Origin of the sequence: Pseudarthrobacter sp. SL88, assembly GCF_026672455.1 — a bacterium.
GTDB lineage: Bacteria > Actinomycetota > Actinomycetes > Actinomycetales > Micrococcaceae > Arthrobacter.
Genome location: NZ_JAPPRD010000001.1, coordinates 3,763,255 through 3,781,600 on the forward strand (window position 1 = coordinate 3,763,255; position 18,346 = coordinate 3,781,600).

Consider the following 18,346-nt stretch of genomic DNA (forward strand, 5'->3'; position numbering starts at 1 on the left):
CTAGGCGGTGGCCCTGGCCGCGGTGTTGATGCGGGGGTCCACAAGCGGGTAGATCAGGTCAACGATCAGGCTGGTGATCACGAAGATGGCAGCGGCCAGCACCACCAGCGTCTGGACCACCGGGATGTCACGGCTGTTGACGGCTGTGACGGTGAGCCGGCCAATTCCTGTGCGGGAGAAAACCGTTTCGCTGACCACGGCCCCGGCCAGCAGGTTTCCGACCAGGATGCCGAGCATGGTCAGGGTGGGAATGGCCGCGTTGCGCAGGGCGTGCCCAAAGTGGATCAGCGCGTCACTGGCGCCCTTGGCCCGGATCTGCTCAATGTACGGTTCACCGAGTGTCTGGTGCAGGCTGCGGATCAGCAGTTGGGCAATGACCGCCGAGGTGGGGATCGCCAGGGTCAGCGCGGGAAGCACCAGGCTCTGGGCGCCGTCGTTCCCCAGCGCAGGGAACAGCCGGAGCCGGAAGGAGAAGAACTGCAGGAGCAGCAGCCCGATCCAGAAGGTAGGCACCGCGATGCCCAGTGGCGGCAGCGACGCAACCAATTGGCGGACCCAGCGGTTGCGGCTGAACGAAGCCGCGATGGCCAGGGCACTGCCCAGCAGTACGGCCAGCGCAAATCCGGCCGCCGCGAGCTTGATGGTTTCGGGCAGGACCTCCGCCACGGCCTGGGTGGCGGCCACACCGTTCTTGATGGACACCCCGAAATCCAGCTGCAGGGCCTTGAACAGCGCTATCACGTACTGCTCGTGCAGCGGCCGGTCCAGCCCGTACTCACTGCGCAGCTTGGCTACCAGCGCCGGGTCCACCGAGTTCTGTTCGTCCCCGCTGGCCATGATGCTCACGGCGTCCCCGGGAAGGAGGTAGAGGATCAGGAAGGACACGGTGTACGCCGCCCAGAGGACGAACGCCCCCTGCAGCAGCCGCCTTCCAACGTAGCGGATCACTGGGACAGCCAGGCGTCGTAGAAGTCCAGGCGGCTGGAGGCTTCGAACGCCAGGCCGTGGACCTTTTCGTTGGCGGAGATGGTGGTGGACAGTTCGTAGATGGGAATGGAGTGGGCGTCCTTGATCAGGGTTTCCTGCCCCTGGTCCACCAATTCCTGGCGGGCGTCCTTGTCCAGTGCTGCGGCCTGCTCGCCCAGGGTGTCGTCCACGGGGAGCTTCTCGCGGAGGTTGCTGCCGCCGCGGGCGGTGGTGGAGGCGAAGACGGTGCGCAGCACGTCCGGGTCGCTGCGGGTCAGGTTGCCGTAGGAGAAGTCGTAATCCTTGGTGGCCTGCGCGGCCGTGACGTCGGCGATGGTGGTGAACTTCAGCTGCAGGTCCACGCCCACGGCCTTAAGCTGCTGCTGGACCAGTTCCAGTACTTCCTTGGGCGACTGCCAGTAGGTGACCTTGAAGGCAAGCTTCTCGCCGTTCTTTTCCCGGACTCCGTCCGCCCCTTCCTTCCAGCCGGCGTCCTCCAAAAGCTTCTTCGCGCCGTCGGGATCATGGGCCAGCAGTCCGCTGAAGTCCTTGAAGTACGGGGTGGTGTGGGACAGCACGCCCTTGGCGGGCTGGTCCTTTTCGGTGAGCAGCGTGGTGGTGATTTCCTCGCGGTTGATGGCCTTGGAGATCGCCTGGCGGACTGCTGTTTCCTTGAGCTTGGGCGTGGACTCGTTCGGGTACAGGTTGTAGACGACGCCGGGGTTGGCCCGGGTTTCGTTCCAGAAGCCGTTGCCGTTGAAGAGGGTGATGTCCGCCGCGGAGATGGCCGCCGTCGCGTCAATCTGCCCGGACTGCAGGCTGCCGGTGCGGTTGCCGGCCTCGGGGATGATCTTGAACGTGACAGTGTCCAGGTAGGCCTCGCCGGTGTTGGTGTTGGTGGCGGCCGGCCAGCTGTAGCCGGTGCGGCGCTCCAGCACCGCTTCCTTGTCCACCGTGTAGCTCTTGACGCTGAACGGGCCGGACCCGGAGAACTTCCCGGCGCAGCGGTCCGCCTCGGACAGGGACGCTGACGACGGCGAAAGCAGGCCCAGCGTGAAGGTGGAGGTGGCCTGCAGGAACTGGGCGTTGGGCTTGCTGAAGTCCACCACAACGGTCTGCGGGTCCTTGACGGTGATGGCGCTGACGTCACTGAGGTAGGTGGAGCCCAGGCTCGCCTTGGCCCCCAGTGCCTTGATCGCTTCGAAGTTGGTCTTCACGGATGCGGCGTCAATGGCCGTGCCGTCCGCGAAGGTGGCGCCGGTGCGGAGCATAAAGGTGAAGCTGGTGGCATCGGCGTTGGATTCGAATTTCTTTGCCAGCCAGGGCACGATTTCGCCGGACTTCGGGTCCTGCGAGGTCAGTGACGCCACGGTCTGCCGGGCGATCGCGATGGCATCGTTATTGCCCACCTGCTGCGGATCAATGCAGCCGCGGTCCACGGACAGGGCAAAGTTCAGGTTCCCGCCGGACACCGGGGTGGCGTCGGCGCTTTGCTGCGTACCGGCGTCGGCCCCGCCGCCGCAGGCCGAGAGCAGCAGCGCTGCGGTTCCAAGGAGGCCGACGACGGCGGCGGGCCGGCGAATGGGTCCGGCGGGCAGGGTGCGGGGCTGGTTGGAGCGGGTCATGCGACGTTTTCGCTTTCGGTCAGGCCGGCGCCGTTACGGCCGGAGTTCAGGGATGCGCGGCGGGTCAGTGGGGCGCGGAGGCCCAGGTTTTCGCGGAGGTTGGTGCCTTCGTATCCGGTGCGGTACACGCCGCGGTCCTGCAGGCGCGGGACCAGTTCGTTGACAATGTCGTCCAGCCCGCCGGGAACGATCCAGGGAGTGATGTTGAAGCCGTCCACAGCTCCGGTGTGGGCGTATTCGGCGAGCTTGTCGGCGATGCCGTCGTAGGAACCCACCAGGCCGCGGCCGTTGAGCCGGGACCGTGCGGCGACGAACTGGCGGATGGACTGGCCCTTCTCCTTGGCCTCGGCGCGCCACTGGGCTGCGAGTTCCTTGGCGCTTGCACCGTGGAAGGCGTTGCCGCGGGTGGGGTTGGTGACGTCCACAATGGGGTCCGTTTCGGGAAGGGGCCCGTCGGGGTCGTACTCGGTGAGGGTCCGGCCCCAGAACTGCTCCAGGTACGCGATGGCGGTCTCCGGGCCAACCTGCTGTTCGCGGACCCATTGGTGCTTCTCCTCGGCCTCGGCCTCAGTGGCGCCGAGGATGAACTCCTGGCCGGGGAAGATCTTCACGTCGTCGGCCGGGCGGCCGGCCTTGAGGGTGCGCGCCACGATGTCCTCGCGGAACCTCTTGGCATCTTCAAGCTCGGCATGCCGGGAGAAGATCACGTCGGCGTTCCGGACGGCGAAGTCCCGCCCGTCCGGAGAGTCGCCGGCCTGGAACAGGACCGGGTGGTGCTGCGAGGAGCGCGGCAGGCGGCCGGTGATCTCGACGTCGAAACTTGCGTCCGTGCGCCGGACCGGAGTGATGCTGCCTTCTTCGAGCCAGCGCCCGGCGTCCCGGGACCCGGCGATTGCGCCGTCGGCCCAGGAATCCCAGATCGCTTTGGCCGTCTGGACGAAGGCCTCGGCCCGGATGTAGCGGTCCTCGTGCTTGAGGAACCCGCCGCGCCGGAAGTTGGCACCGGTCCAGGCGTTGTCCGTGGTGACGATGTTCCAGGCCGCCCGCCCGCCGGAGAGCAGGTCCAGGCTGGCCAGGCGGTGCGCCAGGTCTGCGGGGTCGTTATAGGTGGTGTTCTGGGTGGCTACCAGGCCGATGTTGGTGGTGACGGCGGCCAGGGCCGCGAGGGCTGTCTGGGCATCGGGGCGGCCGGCGACGTCGAGGTCGTGGATGCGTCCCAGGTGCTCACGCAGGCGCAGTCCCTCGCCGAGGAAGAACGCGGTGAAGAGGCCGCGCTCCGCCGTCTGGGCCACCCGGCGGAAGGACTCAAAGTCGGTTTGGGATCCACTCTCCGGGGTCTTCCAGACGGTGGTGTGGTTGACGCCCTGGAAGAAGACGCCGAACTGGATCTGGCCGTTGCCGGCGGTGCGGTGGTGCGTGCTCATGATGCTCTCTTTCAGGCCGCGGCGTAGCGGTTGGCGGGGCGGGGAAGGCCGAAGGATTCGCGCAGGGTGGTTCCGGTGCGCGGCGCGGCCACACCGGCGCGGTGCAGTTCCGGCAGGACCTGTGCGGCCAGCTCGGGCACGTCGATGTCCAGGACGGCGGGGTGGAGCCGGACCCCGTCTGCTGCGCGGAACAGTTCAACCAGCAGCTCGACGAGCCCTGCCGCACTGCCGGCGTACCGGGCGCCGCGCCGCCAGGGTTCGTACGCATCAAGCTCCGCGAGGCGCTCCGCCGCGGACTGGCCGCGGGAGTCGAGGACGACGTCGAGCTCCACCAGGGTGCGCGGGGTTCCGGCCGCTGCCGACGCCGTTGCCGCGGCCGCCAGTCCGTCCACCGAAGCGGCGGCGGCGAGCGCCACGTCGGCTTCGACGGCAGGGATCAGGTCCGCCGGTGCGAAAACCACCAGCTGGCCCTGCAGCGGGCGGGGGATGATGGACGGGCCCTTCACGGAGAATCTGTCACCGTCGAAGTCGGCGTAGTGGAGCTTGTCCCGGTCCAGGTAGCGGCCGGTGGCTGCGTCCCGGATGACAGCGCCGTCTTCCCAAGAATCCCAGAGCCGGCGGCCGGCCTCCACCACGTCTGCTGCCTCGGCCAGGACATCGGCTTCGGCGAGTGCCTGGCGGCCCACGGACCGTGCCTCGGCGGGTTCGTTGGCGGCGCTGACCAGCCAGCCTGCCCGGCCGTGGGAGGAATAGTCCAGGCTGGCCAGCTGCGTGGCCACATGGAACGGCTCGGTGAACAGCGTTCCCGCCTCGGGGACCAGTCCGAGGGACCGGGTCAGCGGGGCCGCGAAGGCCGCACGCTGCACGGCGTCGATCCGGCCGGCGATGCCGGTGCTGCCCGCATCCAGGACGCGGGAATCGCGGAAAGTGGCCAGGTGGAAGCCTGCGATATCCGCGGCCTGGGCGGTTTCCCGGATCCGGCCGCCGCCAAGCAGGGCACCAGGAAGGTGGGACGCGCGGCGCCACGCGGCCGGGTGGGCGCCGTCGCCGTCGAGCTCGAGCGCCACGATTTTGGAGCGCAGTTCAGGTACCGGTGTTGAAGCCATGGTTTCCTTCTTCAGGGCCGCAGCGCGGCCGGGACGACATTCACTTGCCGCGGTGCGGCCAGGTCTGTTTCCGGAGCACCCCGCCACAAAATGCCTGAGGGTTGCCGCAGCACCAGCCGGTCCTTGGCGTGCTGACTCTTGACCTATGGCTTGAATGTAGGAGCCGGTCCAATGCGTTGACAAACGCGGTTGTCGCGCGGCGTCAACGCAGGAAATCCCGCGTCAAACAGCGGCTTTTGGCGTCATCTTTACCCTTCCGCCCACCACCGGAAACGGGCTCCGTGACGGCCTGTTTCCCCCGGTTGAGCCCGGTGACAGGGCCGCTTGGGACAGGGTGGGCCGGCTCGTAGGGTCATGCCATGCCTACCGCTTCCCGCGTCCCCCTGTCAGTACTCGATCTCAGTCCAGTCCCTGCCGGGCAGTCGGCCGGCGACGCGCTGCACAACAGCATTGACCTTGCTGTAGCCGCCGAGGACCTTGGCTACCACCGCTTCTGGCTGGCCGAGCACCACCTGAACCCCGGCGTCGCAGGTTCCGCCCCGCACGTGCTGTCCGCCCTGGTTGCCGCGGCCACCCGGACCATCCGGGTGGGCACCGCAGCCACCATCCTGGGCAACTACCGGCCGCTGCAGGTGGCGGAGAACATCGGCACCCTCGCGGCCGTGTACCCGGACCGGCTGGACCTGGGGTTCGGACGGTCGGGGCAGCCCAGCACGCCGGCCGCGGATTCAACGGATGCTGGACGGACGACGCCGGAGCCCGCCGCCGTCGACGGCTCCGCTGCGGGTGGTACGCATGCGGACGGCGCCGTGCACGCCGCAGGCCCGGGCGGCGCGGTCGCTGCGGCGGAGCCGGACGAGGGAACCCGGGTGGTGGACGGGCTCCTGGTCCCGGCCGCCCGGCGGCTCTTCAACTCCGTCCTCCCGCGGAAATTCCGCCTCCAGGCCGAACTCCTGGGCCGCGAACCCGGCGACGCGGACAACTTCGAAAGCGACGTCCAGGACGTGATCGGGTTCTTCACCGGGGGCTACCGGACCCGGCATGGCGAGGAGATCACAGTAACTCCGGCACGGGGCACCGCGCCCCAGTTCTGGATCCATGGTTCAACCGCCGGCCCCAGCGCCCGCCTGGCCGGGAAACTCGGCCTGCCGTTCGGGGCGAACTACCACGTCTCCCCTGCTACCGTGCTGGACTCGGTGGCCGAATACCGGGCCCATTTCAAGCCCTCGGCCGCGCTGGCGGAGCCATACGTCACCGTCTCCGCGGACGTCCTGGTGGCCGACGACGGGACGTCCGCCCGCGCCCTTGGTGCCGGCTATGCCGCGTGGGTGCACAGCATCCGCACCGGCCACGGGGCCATCCCCTACCCTGCACCCCGTGACGGCGGCCGCCTGGATGCACAGGCAGCCGCACCCGGAACGGGCGCACCGGATCTTGTCCGGGACCGGGTGGAGACACGGTTCGTGGGCGGCCCGGCGCAGGTGGCCGACCAGCTGCGCGCCCTCCAGCACGCCACCGGCGCCCGGGAGCTGCTGATTACCACCATTGCCCACAGCCACAACCACCGCGTGCGCTCCTACGAGCTGCTGGCCGCCGAGTGGGGACTGTCCTGAAGTTTGTCCCATCACCATCCGCACAAGAGAAGGAAGAACCATGACCACTGAAACCGAAACAGACACGCAACTCGTCACGGCCGCAGAAGCCGCCCAACTGATTGCCGGCGGTGCACTGCTGGTTGACGTCCGCAGCGATGCCGGACGCAACAGCACCGGCGCAATCCCCGGAGCGCTGGTGGTGGACCGCGGGCGTGTGGAGGAAGATTTCGGCCCCCAGTCGGAGGAACGCCTGGCGCAGGTTGAAGGCACGGACCAGAACATCGTGGTGTTCTGCGGATCCGTGAACGGCTCCGGCCCGGTTGCACGGAAGCTTGAGCTGCTCGGTTACGCCAACGCGGTGCACGTCGACGGCGGTTTCCCCGCCCTGCGTGACGCCGGTGTGCCCGCCACCGGTCCCGTCGACGCCGCCGGCAACTAAGCGTCCGTCCGTTCCCCGGCTCCCCGGGCCGGGGAACCGGCTCGCCGGACACCGGCCCCTGCCGCGACCGGCGCCGCCGGCCGGGCACCTGGCGCGCCGGACACCGACGCAGCAGGCACCGGGGCGAGGGCCGCCGTCGTACTTTCCTTTCCGGACCGTGCCACGGCGGCCCTCGCCTTTCGTGCGGAAACAGCGATCCGCACGGCGTCCGCCGTTCCGGCCAGCAGGGCGGCGGCCAGCAACGCGCAGCACAGCACGATGCCCTGGTGGAAGGCTTCCCGGGCATTGCCGCCGGAGGCACCCTCGCCGAGGAACATGCCCGCGGCCGCGGCGGAGCAGAGTGCCGCGGAGAAGCGCTGGCTAAGCTGGTAGAACCCCGCAGCCACCCCCGCTGCCCCTTGCGGCGCATGGGCCAGCGTGAGTGCTTGGTTGGGCGCCACCACAAGCCCTGTGGCCACGCCCTGCAGGAGGCCCACCCCTGCGACAATGGCTGCGGCAGCACCGGCGTCGAACCCCTGGACCGCCCAGTCCTTTGCCGGGAGGCAGGCCAACGCCGCGGCGATGGCAGCCACTATTCCGGTCCGGCCGTACCGGCCAACGAACCTCCAGCTGAGGCTGGAGGCCAGCAGCATTCCGGCGGCCTGCGGTGCCAGGATCGCTGCGGCGGCCAGCGGCGGCAGGCCCGTTCCGGACAGGAAGTACAGCGAGGTCACTGCCGCCATGGCCGCTCCGACGCCGAACTGGCACAGCGCCACCACCGTGCCCAGGAGATACCCGGGCGACGTCACCAGCGCCGGGCTGAGCAGCGGGGTGCGGCCGCGCCGGTGATAGGAAAACTCCCATGCCGCGAAAGCCAGCACTGCGGCGGCGCCCACTCCCATCCACACGACGGCCACCGGTGCCGGGCCGTAGATGGTGGGAACCAGCGATGCCACCACTACCGCGCCCAGCAAGGCCGCTCCGGGGACATCCACGGAGGAACGGCGCGGTGCAGCATCGCTTGGGTCGTGGATGCGGCTGGAGCTGGCTGAGCGGGTGGCGTCCGTTCCGTGGGTGCCCGTGCTGCCTGGCCTGGCCTGGCCGGGCTGCGGCGCCGCGCGGGGAAGGTAGACCAGGGCCAGCGGCACCAGGACCAGCACGAGCGGAACGTTGACCAGGAACAGCAGCCGCCAACTAAGTGCGGGATCGCCGGCGGACAGAATAATGCCGCCCACCAGGGGGCCGCAGACCGCAGCCGTGCCACCGGCGGCCGCGTAGTAGCCCAAGGCCTTGGCTCGTCCGGAGCCGGTAAAAATGTCCTGGAGGAGGCCCAGCACCTGGGGGTTCAGCGTGCCGGCGCCCAGTCCCTGCAGCAGGCGGGCGGCGATGACGACGGCGGGATCCGACGCGAGCCCGCCGAGGAGGCTGAAGGCGCCGAAGACGGCAATCCCGGCGATGAACAGTTTCCGGCGGCCCAGCAGGTCGCCCAGCCGTCCGGCCGGGACCAGCGCGACGCCGAAGGCCAGGGAATAGCTGGCCAGGATCCACTGCACCTGCCCGCTGTCCGCATGCAGGCCGGCGGCCATGGCAGGGACGGCAAGAACGAAGACCGATTGATCAAGCAGGGTCACGAACCCGGCGCCGAGGCACAGCCACAGCGCGGCCCGCGGTGACGGCGTGCCCGTTGTGCGCGGTGTGCTTGCCCCAGCGATTCGGCCCATATCGGGACCCTAAGCCCGGGCAGCAGGGCGCTCCGCATCCGGCGTCGGAGCATTAATCCGGGTGAAGTCCGGTTACCTGTGGCTTCCGTGAGGGGTCCTTTTGTGACACTTCCCGTGACGCCGGGCGGGTGGACGGAGCCGCATTTGCACATCGGGGGACATGCTGGGAAACGCGGCTCAAAAAAGTTTGGGACGCACCGGTGCGCAGTCCTACCGTGGCCGCATGACAGCCCTCCGCCGCACGTCCACAGTCCATCCCCGCCCGGTTCCGGACGCGGCGGTGACGGCATGACAGTCTTCGAATCCGTCCTGGACGGCATCGGGGGCACTCCCCTGGTCCGCCTGCGCCGCCTTGGGGCAGGACTCCGCCCACGGATCTACGCCAAGCTGGAATTCCAGAACATCGGCGGCAGCGTCAAGGACCGGGCCGCGCTGTCCATGATCCGTACCGCCGAACGCCAGGGGCTGCTCCGTCCGGGCGGAACTGTGGTGGAAGGAACCAGCGGCAACACCGGCATCGGGATCGCCATGGTGGCGGCGCAGCTGGGGTACCGGGCAGTGATTTTCGCACCAGCGGCAACGGCCGCGGAGAAGATCCGGCTGCTGCGGGCCTACGGCGCCGAGGTGCATCTGGTGGCCGATTTCGTTCCGCGCGATCACCCGGGCCATCTGGCTTCCCGGGCTGCCGCGTTTACCGCAGCTACCCCCGGCGCGTGGCTTGCCCAGCAGTACGACAACCCTGCCAACCCCGCGGCCCACCGGCACACCACGGGCCCTGAAATCTGGGATGACACCGAGGGGTCCGTCACCCATCTGGTGGCGAGTGTGGGAACGGGCGGCACGCTGTCCGGCACCGGCGGTTTCCTGAAGGACGCCAGCGGCGGTTCGGTGCAGGTGTTGGCGGCTGATCCGGAGCATTCCCGGTACGGCGGCGGTGACGGGGCGCTGAAGTACGTGGAAGGCGCCGGCCATGCCCTGCACCCCGAATCCGTGGAGGACATCTGGCCGGAGGCGTTCGACACCGACGTTGTGGACCAGTACATCCGGGTCAGCGACCGTGATGCGATTTTTACCGCCCGGCGGGCAGCCCGCGAGGAAGGGCTGCTGACCGGGGCTACGGGTGGAACGGCGCTCGCTGCCGCGCTGAACCTCGCGGCGGACCTGGACGGGTCCCACACCATCGTGGTGGTCCTTCCCGATTCAGGGCGGAACTACCTTTCCACGTATTTCGACGACGGCTGGCTGGCCTCATTGGGCTTCCTTGAACCGGACAGTCCCCAGGGGACGGTGCGGTCGCTGCTTACTTCCGTTGACGCCGGCGGTCCGGCAGCCGGGGTGCCGCTTCTGCCGTCGGGGCAGTCTGTAGGCGAGTCGATCGCCCACCTGCGCGCACGGGGACAGGGGCCGGCCGATCCTGCCTTCCTTGTCCTGGACCGCGGCGCGCGGCACGGGACGGTCCACCCCAGGGAGGTCCTGGCCGCCGTGACCCTTGAGTCGCTGCAGGCTTTGGATTCGCAGGCCGGGCCATCGGCTGCGGCCCTCCTTGCCGCAGTGCCCTACCGTGCGGTGGGGGCTGGAACGCCGGTGCCCGGCGGTGTAGTCGGAGACAGCGGCGCCGACAGCGGCGTGGCTGACGGCGATGTGCCCGTTGCGGGAAGCACAGGTACCCCATCCCATGAAGTACTGGCGGTAATGGTCGATGGCCGGATCACGGCAGCCGTGCCTGCCGGCTGGCGGACCGGTGGACGGGGTGCGGACGCGGCGGCAGGCTCAGTGACCTTCAGCCGGTAATGGAACACCATGCCGTCCTCGTTCTCGCGGCTCCCTGAGATGCCCGCGACGGCCATCGACGGACCGGCCACGGCCTCGGCCCAGGCGTGGGCTTCGTCCCAAAAGACTTCCTGGGGCCAGCGCGGATAGTCCAGCAGCATGGCCACCGACAATGTCAGCTGCGGTGGGCCGTAGCCGGCGCAGGTGCCGAACCCCAGGATGTCCACCGACGAGCCTTCGGTGAGGAGCGACGGGTGCCGGGGCATCGTTGTCACGGCGCTTTCGAGCCCGTCAGCGTAGACGTCCCGCTGCGCAAGGGAGCAGAGCCGGGCGCGGAAGGCGGCCAGGTCTGCTCCGCAGAGCATGTTGATCCTATGGGTGAGGGTGGCGGGCACACGGTCTCCTGTGGTGGCTGGTGTTGAGGCTGTTGTCTGCGGTCCGGACAGGTGGCGTCACGGCACAGCGGCCCTGCCGGTCAAGGTCCCGGGCGCGGCTGCCATAGGTTCCGGGGTGCGTGGTTCGGGGGTGCCGGCTTTTGAAGTGACGGCTGTTGCAGTGCGCGGTAGTGGTGTGCCTCCTGCTGCCGTCCGGCGTGCAAGGCGGACCCCTTCGAGGTGGCCGAACATCCGGCGTGTGCCGGCGTCGCTCCTGATCCAGATCACGCCGGAATCAGACGTCTTGGCGTCAACGGTTCCGTGGAATGAGAACCCGTCAGGCAGGTGGACGTCAACCAGCTGCCCCGTGTCGAAGCCGTGCCAGTCCTGGCCCTGATCAGCGCTGTCCTCGTGTCCCTGGGCTGCCTTGGCCCCGGAGGATCGGCGTGGCTTGGCGGAGGAACCCCGCCGCCGTCGCGATCCCTGCCGCGCGTTCGCATCGGCACCGGGCCACACCGCATCCTTGCGGTGTTCGTCGCCGACAGTTGCTCCGCCGGCCACCTCATTGCCTGCCGCCGTGGCCGGCGGCCCCGGGATTGTGTCCATTGGTTTCCCCCTGTTGATGCCTGTGCCACCACACAACCACCGGGGTGGGGGCATCACAACACCGGCCGCAATGCGCCGTCGTGCAAGGCAAAACATGTCCCTGTATTGCCCTAAGTGACTGCCCAAGACGCCCTGTTTCCCGCTTCTGGGATGCGGCCCTGCCCCACGGATAGCCTGTCGGTTCAAGGGCCGGTCCAGCGCCGGTCTAAAGCACAGGCTGAAAGCAACGAATAACAAGGCAGGCCGGACCCCACGGCGGAAGGGCAGGAACGTTGACAGTCCCCACACAGGCATTGGAGACCACCGTGATCCGCGCGGCCCGGGAATCTGAATACGAAGCCGTCGGTGAGCTGACCTTCCGTGGTTTCGGGCACCACCTGCCGGGAGCCCGGCAACCCGACGCCGAGCGGCTGGACCTGCTGGTGGACGCGGGTGCCCGGGCAGTTGCCGGCCATCTGCTGGTGGCCGAGGACGCCACCACCGGCGAGCTGCTGGGAACCGTGACGGTGCTGCAGCACGGTTCGGCCCTGGCGCGCCAGGCAGAGCCGGGTGAAGCGGAAGTCCGGCTGCTGGCCGTGCTGCCGGAAGCCCGGCGCCGGGGACTTGGATGGCAGCTGTTGGACCGGGCGTCGGAACTCGCCGTGGCACAGGGCGCAGAGCGGATCGTCCTCGACACCGGCGTGGACAACTATGGGTCCCAGAACCTCTACGAAAAGTACGGCTACGTGCGCCGCCCCGACCGCGAGAAGCCCCGCCCCGCACCCAAGGTCCAGCTCGCCGTCTTCACCCTGGACCTCGCAAGCAGCTGACCCCTCCCCCGGCCGCACGGCCCGCGCAGGGCGGCGTGGCCAGCGTCGGCAACCCGCCGGCAACGGCTGCCGTTTGCCCGCACAGAACAGCACCTTTGACGGACCTGGCCACCGCCGTCGTCGTCCATGCGAAGCGTTCGGAAGGACGCGCCCGCAGGAAGTCCTAAGCCTGTTCGCGGATCAGAACCGTAAAGGTTTGGTTCCGCGAACAAGCCCAGGGAAAAACGCCCGGGAAACGCGCCCGGGACAAGCAGAACCTACAGGACCGGAAGGACCTCAAGGCCGCCCAGGTACTTCTGGAGCGCCTTCGGCACGTTGACCGAACCATCGGCGTTCTGGTGGTGCTCCAGCAGCGCAACGATCCAGCGCGTGGTGGCCAGGGTGCCGTTCAGCGTGGCCACGGCACGGGTTCCCTTGGCGACGCCTTCGGCGTTGACCGCACGCTCGCGGATGTTCAGGCGGCGGGCCTGGAACGTGGTGCAGTTCGACGTGGAGGTCAGTTCGCGGTAGGCACCCTGGGTGGGGACCCAAGCTTCGCAGTCGTACTTGCGTGCCGCGGAATTGCCGAGGTCGCCGGCCGCGGTGTCGATGACCCGGTAGGGCAGCTCGCACTTGGCCAGCATCTCCTCTTCCCACGCCAGCAGCCGCTGGTGCTCGGCGGCGGCCTCTTCAACCGTGGTGTAGATGAACATCTCCACCTTGTTGAACTGGTGTACGCGGATGATGCCGCGGGTGTCCTTGCCGTGCGATCCGGCCTCGCGGCGGTAGCACGAGCTCTGGCCGGCGTAACGGATGGGGCCGGCGGAAAAGTCCAGGATTTCGTCGGCGTGATACCCGGCAAGGGCCACTTCCGAGGTGCCCACCAGGTAAAGGTCGTCTTCGGCGAGGCGGTAGATTTCGGCGTCGTGCTTCACGTCGAAGCCCGTGCCCTGCATGGTCTCGGGGCGCACCAGCGTGGGCGTGATCATGGGGACGAAGCCGGCATCGATGGCCTGTTCCATGGCCATCTGCAGCAGCGCCATCTCCAGCCGGGCGCCGACGCCGCGGAGGAAGTAGAAGCGTGATCCGGAAACTTTGGCGCCGCGTTCCATGTCGATGGCGCCGATCAGCTCACCGATCTCGAGGTGGTCTTTGGGCTCGAAGTCCGGGAACTCGCGCGGGGCGCCGACGGTCTTGACCACCACGTAGTCATCCTCGCCGCCTTCGGGAACGCCGTCCTCAACGAGGTTGGGGACGGTGCGCAGCAGTTCTTCCTGCTTGGTCTGTGCGGCGTCGGCTTCGGCGGATGCGGCCTTCACCGAGTTCGCCAGCTCCTTGACCTCGGCCAGCAGTGCCTGCTTTTCCTCGCCCTTGGCCTGCGCCACCTTCTTGCCGAACGCGTTTTGCTCGGCCCGGAGGTTTTCGAAGCGGATCAGCGCGGCACGGCGGGCGGAGTCCGCGGAGATGATCGCGTCCACCACTGATTCGTCCGCGCCGCGGGCGCGCTGGCTGGCACGGAACTTGTCCGGGTTTTCGCTGAGGTCTTTTACGTCGATCACCAGACAAGGGTATCCAATACAGCGCACGACGGCGGGCGGCCGGGGCGGCTGGGTCCGGCGCGCCTTCCGCCGGGCTACTGTGGAACCACCATGAGCGACTGGATTCTCTACCTGCTGACAGCGGTGGCCCTTGCCTTTGCCATCTCCAGCTGGTGGGGCGTACGCCGGCTGAAGGCCCTGCATATGCGCAGCGCCGTGGCCGGCGAAGCCTATGATCCGGGCCTGGAAAAGCAGCGGGTGGCGGTGATCATCAACCCCATCAAGGCCCGCGCGTCCGAGGCACGGGCGGCCATCCAGCGGGCGTGCCTTACCGCCGGTTGGGATGAGCCCGTCTTTTACGAGACAACGGCCGAGGACCCCGGTTTCACCCAGATGCAGGCGGCCCTGGCCACGAAGCCGGACGTCGTCCTGGTGGGCGGCGGCGACGGCACCGTCCGGGTGGTGGCCGAGGCACTGGCACACACGGAAGTGGCCATGGGGCTGATCCCGCTGGGGACGGGCAACCTGCTGGCACGGAATGTGGACGTTGACGTCACGGACCTGCACGGCTCCGTCCAGACCGCGCTCTTCGGCCGGCAGCGCTCCATCGACACGGCTCGGATGGCCATCGAGAATTCCCGCACGGGAACCTATTCGGAACACGTCTTCCTGGTGATTGCCGGAATCGGCATGGATGCCGAGGTCCTCGCGGATACCAATGACGGTTTGAAAAAGGCTGTGGGCTGGCTTGCCTATACCGAGTCCGGCATGCGGCATCTTCCGGGCAGGCGCAAGAAGGTGTCCATCTCCCTGGATGGCAGCCCCGAACAGGTCCGGAACATCCGCAGCGTTCTTTTCGCCAACTGCGGCCTGGTGCCCGGCGGCATCGACTTCATTCCGCAGGCCATGATCGATGACGGCATGCTGGATGTGGTGGTGATGAGCCCCCGCAGCGCTCTCGGCTGGCTGCTGATGTACGGCAAGATCATGTTCAAGCACAGCGGAAAGCTGCCGATCATGACCGTGTACAGGTCTGGAAAGATCGTCATTAAGTGCCCGGAGCCGATGCCCACGCAGCTGGACGGCGACACGTCAGGCGAGGCAACCAAACTTACGGTGCAAGTGCAGCCTGGGTCCCTGCTGGTACGGGTCCGGGGGATTTCCGGGCCCGACGGCGGGACCGCCTAGCGGATCGGTGGTCCGGGCGGGGCAGCCTCAGTGGTGGTCCGGTTTGGATTCTTTCGCAGCCTCAGCGGCGTGCTTCGCGTGCGCGCGTTCCTCGGACTGCTCCCGGATCATGGCCTGTTCCTCCTCGAAGCGCAGGCGGTCGGCGCGGTCGGCGTCGTCGCCGTCCCAGTCCTGGTTGTCGGCGGAGGGCTTGGGGTTGACGATCATCCCCTGGCCATCGTTCTCGGTGCTGCTGCCGGCTGACATGACCCGCTCCCTTCGCTAGGGGCCACTCTTCCTGTGGATCAGGCAAGCATACGCACAGTGCAGAACCCGGGGAAGTACCCCGGGCGGCATTTACCTACGCTGTGGGCGAAGGCCCGGAACCGCTTTCCACCTGCAATGATTCCGTGTCCAGTATGGATTCCACCCAGTTCCGGGAAGCCGCGAAGGCCCGGTCCGAGGTGTGCGGCTGAACCTCAATGGGCTGCCGGTCTGCCCGCGGGTATGAGCCGAGGAAGCGGGTGGCTGGGCTGATGCGGTGGAGCCCGGCCAGCGCATCAGCCACCCTGGCGTCGCCCACATGCCCATCGGCGTCGATGCTGAAGAAGTAGTGCCCCAGGTACTGGCCGGTGGGCCTGGATTCGATCCGGCTCAGGTTCACGCCGCGGTTGGCGAACTGGTCCAGGATTTCCATTAGGGCGCCGGGACGGTCCTCGGGCAGCGGGACCGCCACAGTGGTCTTGTCTGCGCCCGTTCGTTCCGGAAGCGCCCCGGGGCGGCCCACCAGCACGAAGCGGGTGACTGCGCCCGGGTTGTCGCCAATGTTCTCGGCCAGCACCGGGAGGCCGGGCTGTTCCTGGGCAACCAGGGGCGCGCAGATAGCGGCATCGTAGTGGCAGTCGGTTTCCAGCAGGCCCATTGCGGCGGCAGCCGTCGAGGATCCGGGAACGTATTCCGCGCCTGGAATATGCTGATCCATCCAGAGCCTGCACTGCGCCCATGCGTGGCCATGCGTGGAGACCCGCCGGACGTCGCCGAGGCGGGTGCCGGGCCGTGCCACCAGCACGAAGCTGATGGGCACCAGCACTTCCCGGACGATCCTCAGTTCCTGGCCGCCGGCGATCGCGTCCAGGGTGGCGGTGACTCCACCTTCCACGGAATTCTCGATGGGCACCATGGCGGCATCGGCGGAGCCTTGCCGGACCGCGTCCAGGGCGGCGTTCACGTTGGAGGCCGGCACCCGGACGGCGTCCCCGGCATCCGGCACCTGCATCAGCGCCGCTTCGGTGAAGGTTCCTTCGGGGCCGAGGAACGAGTAGGTGGGCACGGGGCCTGGCACTAAAGCACCATCGGCTTAAGCCCGTTGTCGGAGACCAGGGGCTTGCCCGACTCCAGCCACTGGTCCATGCCCCCGGCCACGTTGATGGCCGTATAGCCCTGCCCCGTCAGCCACTGCGCGGCACGGAACGAACGGCCGCCCGTGCGGCAGATAACGTAGACGTCCGCGTCGGGGTCGAGCTCGTCGAGCCGGGCCGGAATCTGGTCAAGGGGGATGTGGCGGGCACCTTCTGCGTGGCCCGCAACCCATTCATAGTCTTCCCGGACGTCCAGGATGACGGCGTCATCAGGAACATCGTTGACGGGTACGGAATCGAAGTCGCTCATGGGGAATCCCTTCGTGGCAGATCGAAAGTCAGCTTCAAGCCTAGTGCTTACACCCGGCTGAGGGCCTGCGGCCGGGCACGTTACGCTTCTAGGAGACCCCAGGAGGACCAGTGCCCGAAGAGCTCCACAGCCTCTCCGCCGTCGAGTTGCGGGACGCCCTGCGCGGAGGCCAGGTCTCGGCCGTGGAAGCTGCGGAACATTTCCTGGCCCGGATTGGGCAGCTCAATCCGCTGCTGGCGGCCTTCATCACCGTGACGGCGGAACAGGCCATCGAACAGGCCCATGCCGCGGACGCCCGCCACTCCCGCTCCCGCACCGGCGAACTGCCGCTGCTGCACGGGATGCCCCTTGCCTTCAAAGACCTGACCGACGTAGCCGGCGTGGTGACCACCCACGGAAGCGCCGCCCTTGATCACAAGCCCGCCCCCGCGGATGCACCCCTCGTGGCGCACCTCAAGGAAGCCGGCGTTATCTCCCTGGGCAAGACGCAGGTGCCCGAATTCGGGCTGACGGCCTACTCCGAAAACCGGGTTGCACCGCCGTCGCGCAATCCGCATGCCCCCAGCAGGAGCTCGGGCGGCTCCTCCGGCGGCAGCGCTGCCGCCGTGGCCGCAGGCCTGGTCCCCTTCGCCCCCGGGACCGACGGCGGCGGTTCCGTACGCATCCCGGCGGCGGCGTGCGGACTGGTGGGCCTGAAGCCGGGCCGCGGCGTGGTGCCCAGCGGGGAAAGCCAAGGCGATCCGGCCAGGCTTGTGGTCGCGGGACCGCTGGCCAGGACTGCCGCCGACGCCGCCCTGATGATGGACGCGCTGGTTCCGGATGCCCGCTACCTGGCCGCCCTGGAACGGGAGCCTGGGAAGCTGCGCATCGGCGTCACACTGGACAGCCCGTGGTCCGCAACCTTCCCCTTCACGCCTGACCAGGAAGCGCTGGACGCCCTGGCGGCGGGCGAGCGGCTCCTGGAACACGCGGGGCATACCGTTGGTGACGCGGCGATCCGCTACGACAACAGGTACCCCGATGCCTTCACCACGGCCTGGACCGCCGGGGTAGGAAGCGCCCGCATCAGCCCGCACCGCGAAGCGCTGCTCGCGCCGCTGACCCGCACGTTCCGCCGCCGGGCACAGCAGCGGAGCACCGCCAAGCTGTCCGAGGCACTGGGTTTCCTGCGGCAGTTCCAGCACGACACCGTGGCGCAGTACGCCGAATGGGACCTCATGCTGATGCCTGCCCTGGCGCAGACGCCCCGCCCGGTGGGCTGGTTTACCGGGACGGGCCACGGCGGCGAGCGCTGGCCGTCGGCGCAGTGGCCGGGCGACGCCGACGGCGACTACCGGAAGCAGTGCGAATTCGCGCCCTGGTCCTCCATGGTCAATGTGTGCGGACTGCCTGCCATCAGCCTCCCGGTCCATTGGACGGGCGGGGCGCAGGGCCAGGGGTTGCCGATAGGAATCCAGCTGGTGGGGCCCATGGGGTCGGAAGAGCTGCTGCTGCAGGTGGGGCACCAGCTGGGCCTGTAACGGTGCCCGCCCTGTTGATCTGCTCCTAACGCACCCTTAACCCGCGCGTAACCCGGCGGG

At 68.5% G+C, this 18,346-nt stretch carries 16 protein-coding genes and 1 riboswitch; of the genes, 6 read left to right on the forward strand and 10 right to left on the reverse strand.

What is annotated here, in order from left to right:
• From OVA06_RS17070 to OVA06_RS17085, 4 genes are read right to left on the reverse strand one after another with little or no spacing between them, the layout of a single operon-like run.
• Positions 1-948, reverse strand: coding sequence for an ABC transporter permease (locus OVA06_RS17070; protein ID WP_056082988.1), 948 nt, complete (start codon positions 946-948; stop codon positions 1-3).
• Positions 945-2,591 carry an ABC transporter substrate-binding protein gene (locus tag OVA06_RS17075; RefSeq protein ID WP_268159923.1) on the reverse strand — a complete coding sequence of 549 codons (1,647 nt, stop codon included), beginning with the start codon at positions 2,589-2,591 and terminating at the stop codon, positions 945-947. The genes OVA06_RS17070 and OVA06_RS17075 overlap by 4 nt, the downstream gene beginning before the upstream one ends.
• Positions 2,588-4,015 carry an NtaA/DmoA family FMN-dependent monooxygenase gene (locus tag OVA06_RS17080; protein WP_056082995.1) on the reverse strand — a complete coding sequence of 476 codons (1,428 nt, stop codon included), beginning with the start codon at positions 4,013-4,015 and terminating at the stop codon, positions 2,588-2,590. The genes OVA06_RS17075 and OVA06_RS17080 overlap by 4 nt, the downstream gene beginning before the upstream one ends.
• Before the next feature lie 11 nt (positions 4,016-4,026).
• Positions 4,027-5,121: an LLM class flavin-dependent oxidoreductase gene (locus OVA06_RS17085; RefSeq protein ID WP_056083000.1), complete on the reverse strand. Its 1,095-nt coding sequence runs from the start codon at positions 5,119-5,121 to the stop codon at positions 4,027-4,029.
• A gap of 35 nt (positions 5,122-5,156) precedes the next feature.
• A riboswitch (SAM riboswitch) is annotated at positions 5,157-5,265 on the reverse strand.
• 215 nt (positions 5,266-5,480) lie between these two features.
• Here OVA06_RS17085 and OVA06_RS17090 point away from each other — a divergent pair.
• Both OVA06_RS17090 and OVA06_RS17095 read left to right on the forward strand, forming a co-directional pair.
• Positions 5,481-6,734, forward strand: a complete 1,254-nt coding sequence (locus OVA06_RS17090; protein WP_056083002.1) for an LLM class flavin-dependent oxidoreductase — start codon at positions 5,481-5,483, stop codon at positions 6,732-6,734.
• Positions 6,735-6,774: 40 nt separating this feature from the next.
• Entirely contained in the window at positions 6,775-7,155 is a 381-nt protein-coding gene (locus tag OVA06_RS17095) for a rhodanese-like domain-containing protein (RefSeq protein WP_056083003.1), read from the forward strand.
• Here OVA06_RS17095 and OVA06_RS17100 read toward each other — a convergent pair.
• Positions 7,152-8,855, reverse strand: a complete 1,704-nt coding sequence (locus tag OVA06_RS17100; RefSeq protein WP_268159926.1) for an MFS transporter — start codon at positions 8,853-8,855, stop codon at positions 7,152-7,154. The genes OVA06_RS17095 and OVA06_RS17100 overlap by 4 nt on opposite strands.
• A gap of 288 nt (positions 8,856-9,143) precedes the next feature.
• On the opposite strand from OVA06_RS17100, the gene OVA06_RS17105 reads away from it, so the two are divergent.
• Positions 9,144-10,646, forward strand: coding sequence for a PLP-dependent cysteine synthase family protein (locus OVA06_RS17105; protein ID WP_268159928.1), 1,503 nt, complete (start codon positions 9,144-9,146; stop codon positions 10,644-10,646).
• A 431-nt stretch (positions 10,647-11,077) separates the two neighbouring features.
• Here OVA06_RS17105 and OVA06_RS17110 read toward each other — a convergent pair whose 3' ends face one another.
• Positions 11,078-11,605, reverse strand: coding sequence for a hypothetical protein (locus OVA06_RS17110; RefSeq protein WP_268159930.1), 528 nt, complete (start codon positions 11,603-11,605; stop codon positions 11,078-11,080).
• A 272-nt stretch (positions 11,606-11,877) separates the two neighbouring features.
• Here OVA06_RS17110 and OVA06_RS17115 point away from each other — a divergent pair, with 272 nt between their 5' ends.
• A complete protein-coding gene (locus OVA06_RS17115) occupies positions 11,878-12,414 on the forward strand; it encodes a GNAT family N-acetyltransferase (RefSeq protein ID WP_268159932.1) in 537 nt (178 codons plus the stop codon).
• A 257-nt stretch (positions 12,415-12,671) separates the two neighbouring features.
• Here the strand turns inward: OVA06_RS17115 and serS are convergent, their stop codons facing one another.
• A complete protein-coding gene (gene serS / locus OVA06_RS17120; RefSeq protein ID WP_268159934.1) occupies positions 12,672-13,952 on the reverse strand; it encodes a serine--tRNA ligase in 1,281 nt (426 codons plus the stop codon).
• Positions 13,953-14,042: 90 nt separating this feature from the next.
• On the opposite strand from serS, the gene OVA06_RS17125 reads away from it, so the two are divergent.
• Positions 14,043-15,119, forward strand: a complete 1,077-nt coding sequence (locus OVA06_RS17125) for a diacylglycerol/lipid kinase family protein (protein ID WP_268159936.1) — start codon at positions 14,043-14,045, stop codon at positions 15,117-15,119.
• A gap of 27 nt (positions 15,120-15,146) precedes the next feature.
• On the opposite strand, the gene OVA06_RS17130 is transcribed toward OVA06_RS17125, so the two are convergent.
• From OVA06_RS17130 to OVA06_RS17140, 3 genes are all read right to left on the reverse strand, one after another.
• Entirely contained in the window at positions 15,147-15,365 is a 219-nt protein-coding gene (locus OVA06_RS17130; protein WP_015935510.1) for a hypothetical protein, read from the reverse strand.
• 94 nt (positions 15,366-15,459) lie between these two features.
• Complete coding sequence (gene pheA, locus OVA06_RS17135; protein ID WP_268159939.1) at positions 15,460-16,440, reverse strand: prephenate dehydratase; 981 nt, start codon at positions 16,438-16,440, stop codon at positions 15,460-15,462.
• On the reverse strand, positions 16,440-16,766 hold the full coding sequence (locus OVA06_RS17140) for a rhodanese-like domain-containing protein (protein WP_268159941.1): 327 nt from the start codon (positions 16,764-16,766) through the stop codon (positions 16,440-16,442). Before OVA06_RS17140 ends, pheA begins: the two co-directional genes overlap by 1 nt.
• 110 nt (positions 16,767-16,876) lie before the next feature.
• On the opposite strand from OVA06_RS17140, the gene OVA06_RS17145 reads away from it, so the two are divergent.
• Positions 16,877-18,286, forward strand: a complete 1,410-nt coding sequence (locus tag OVA06_RS17145; protein ID WP_268159943.1) for an amidase — start codon at positions 16,877-16,879, stop codon at positions 18,284-18,286.
• The last annotated feature ends 60 nt before the right edge of the window (positions 18,287-18,346 follow it).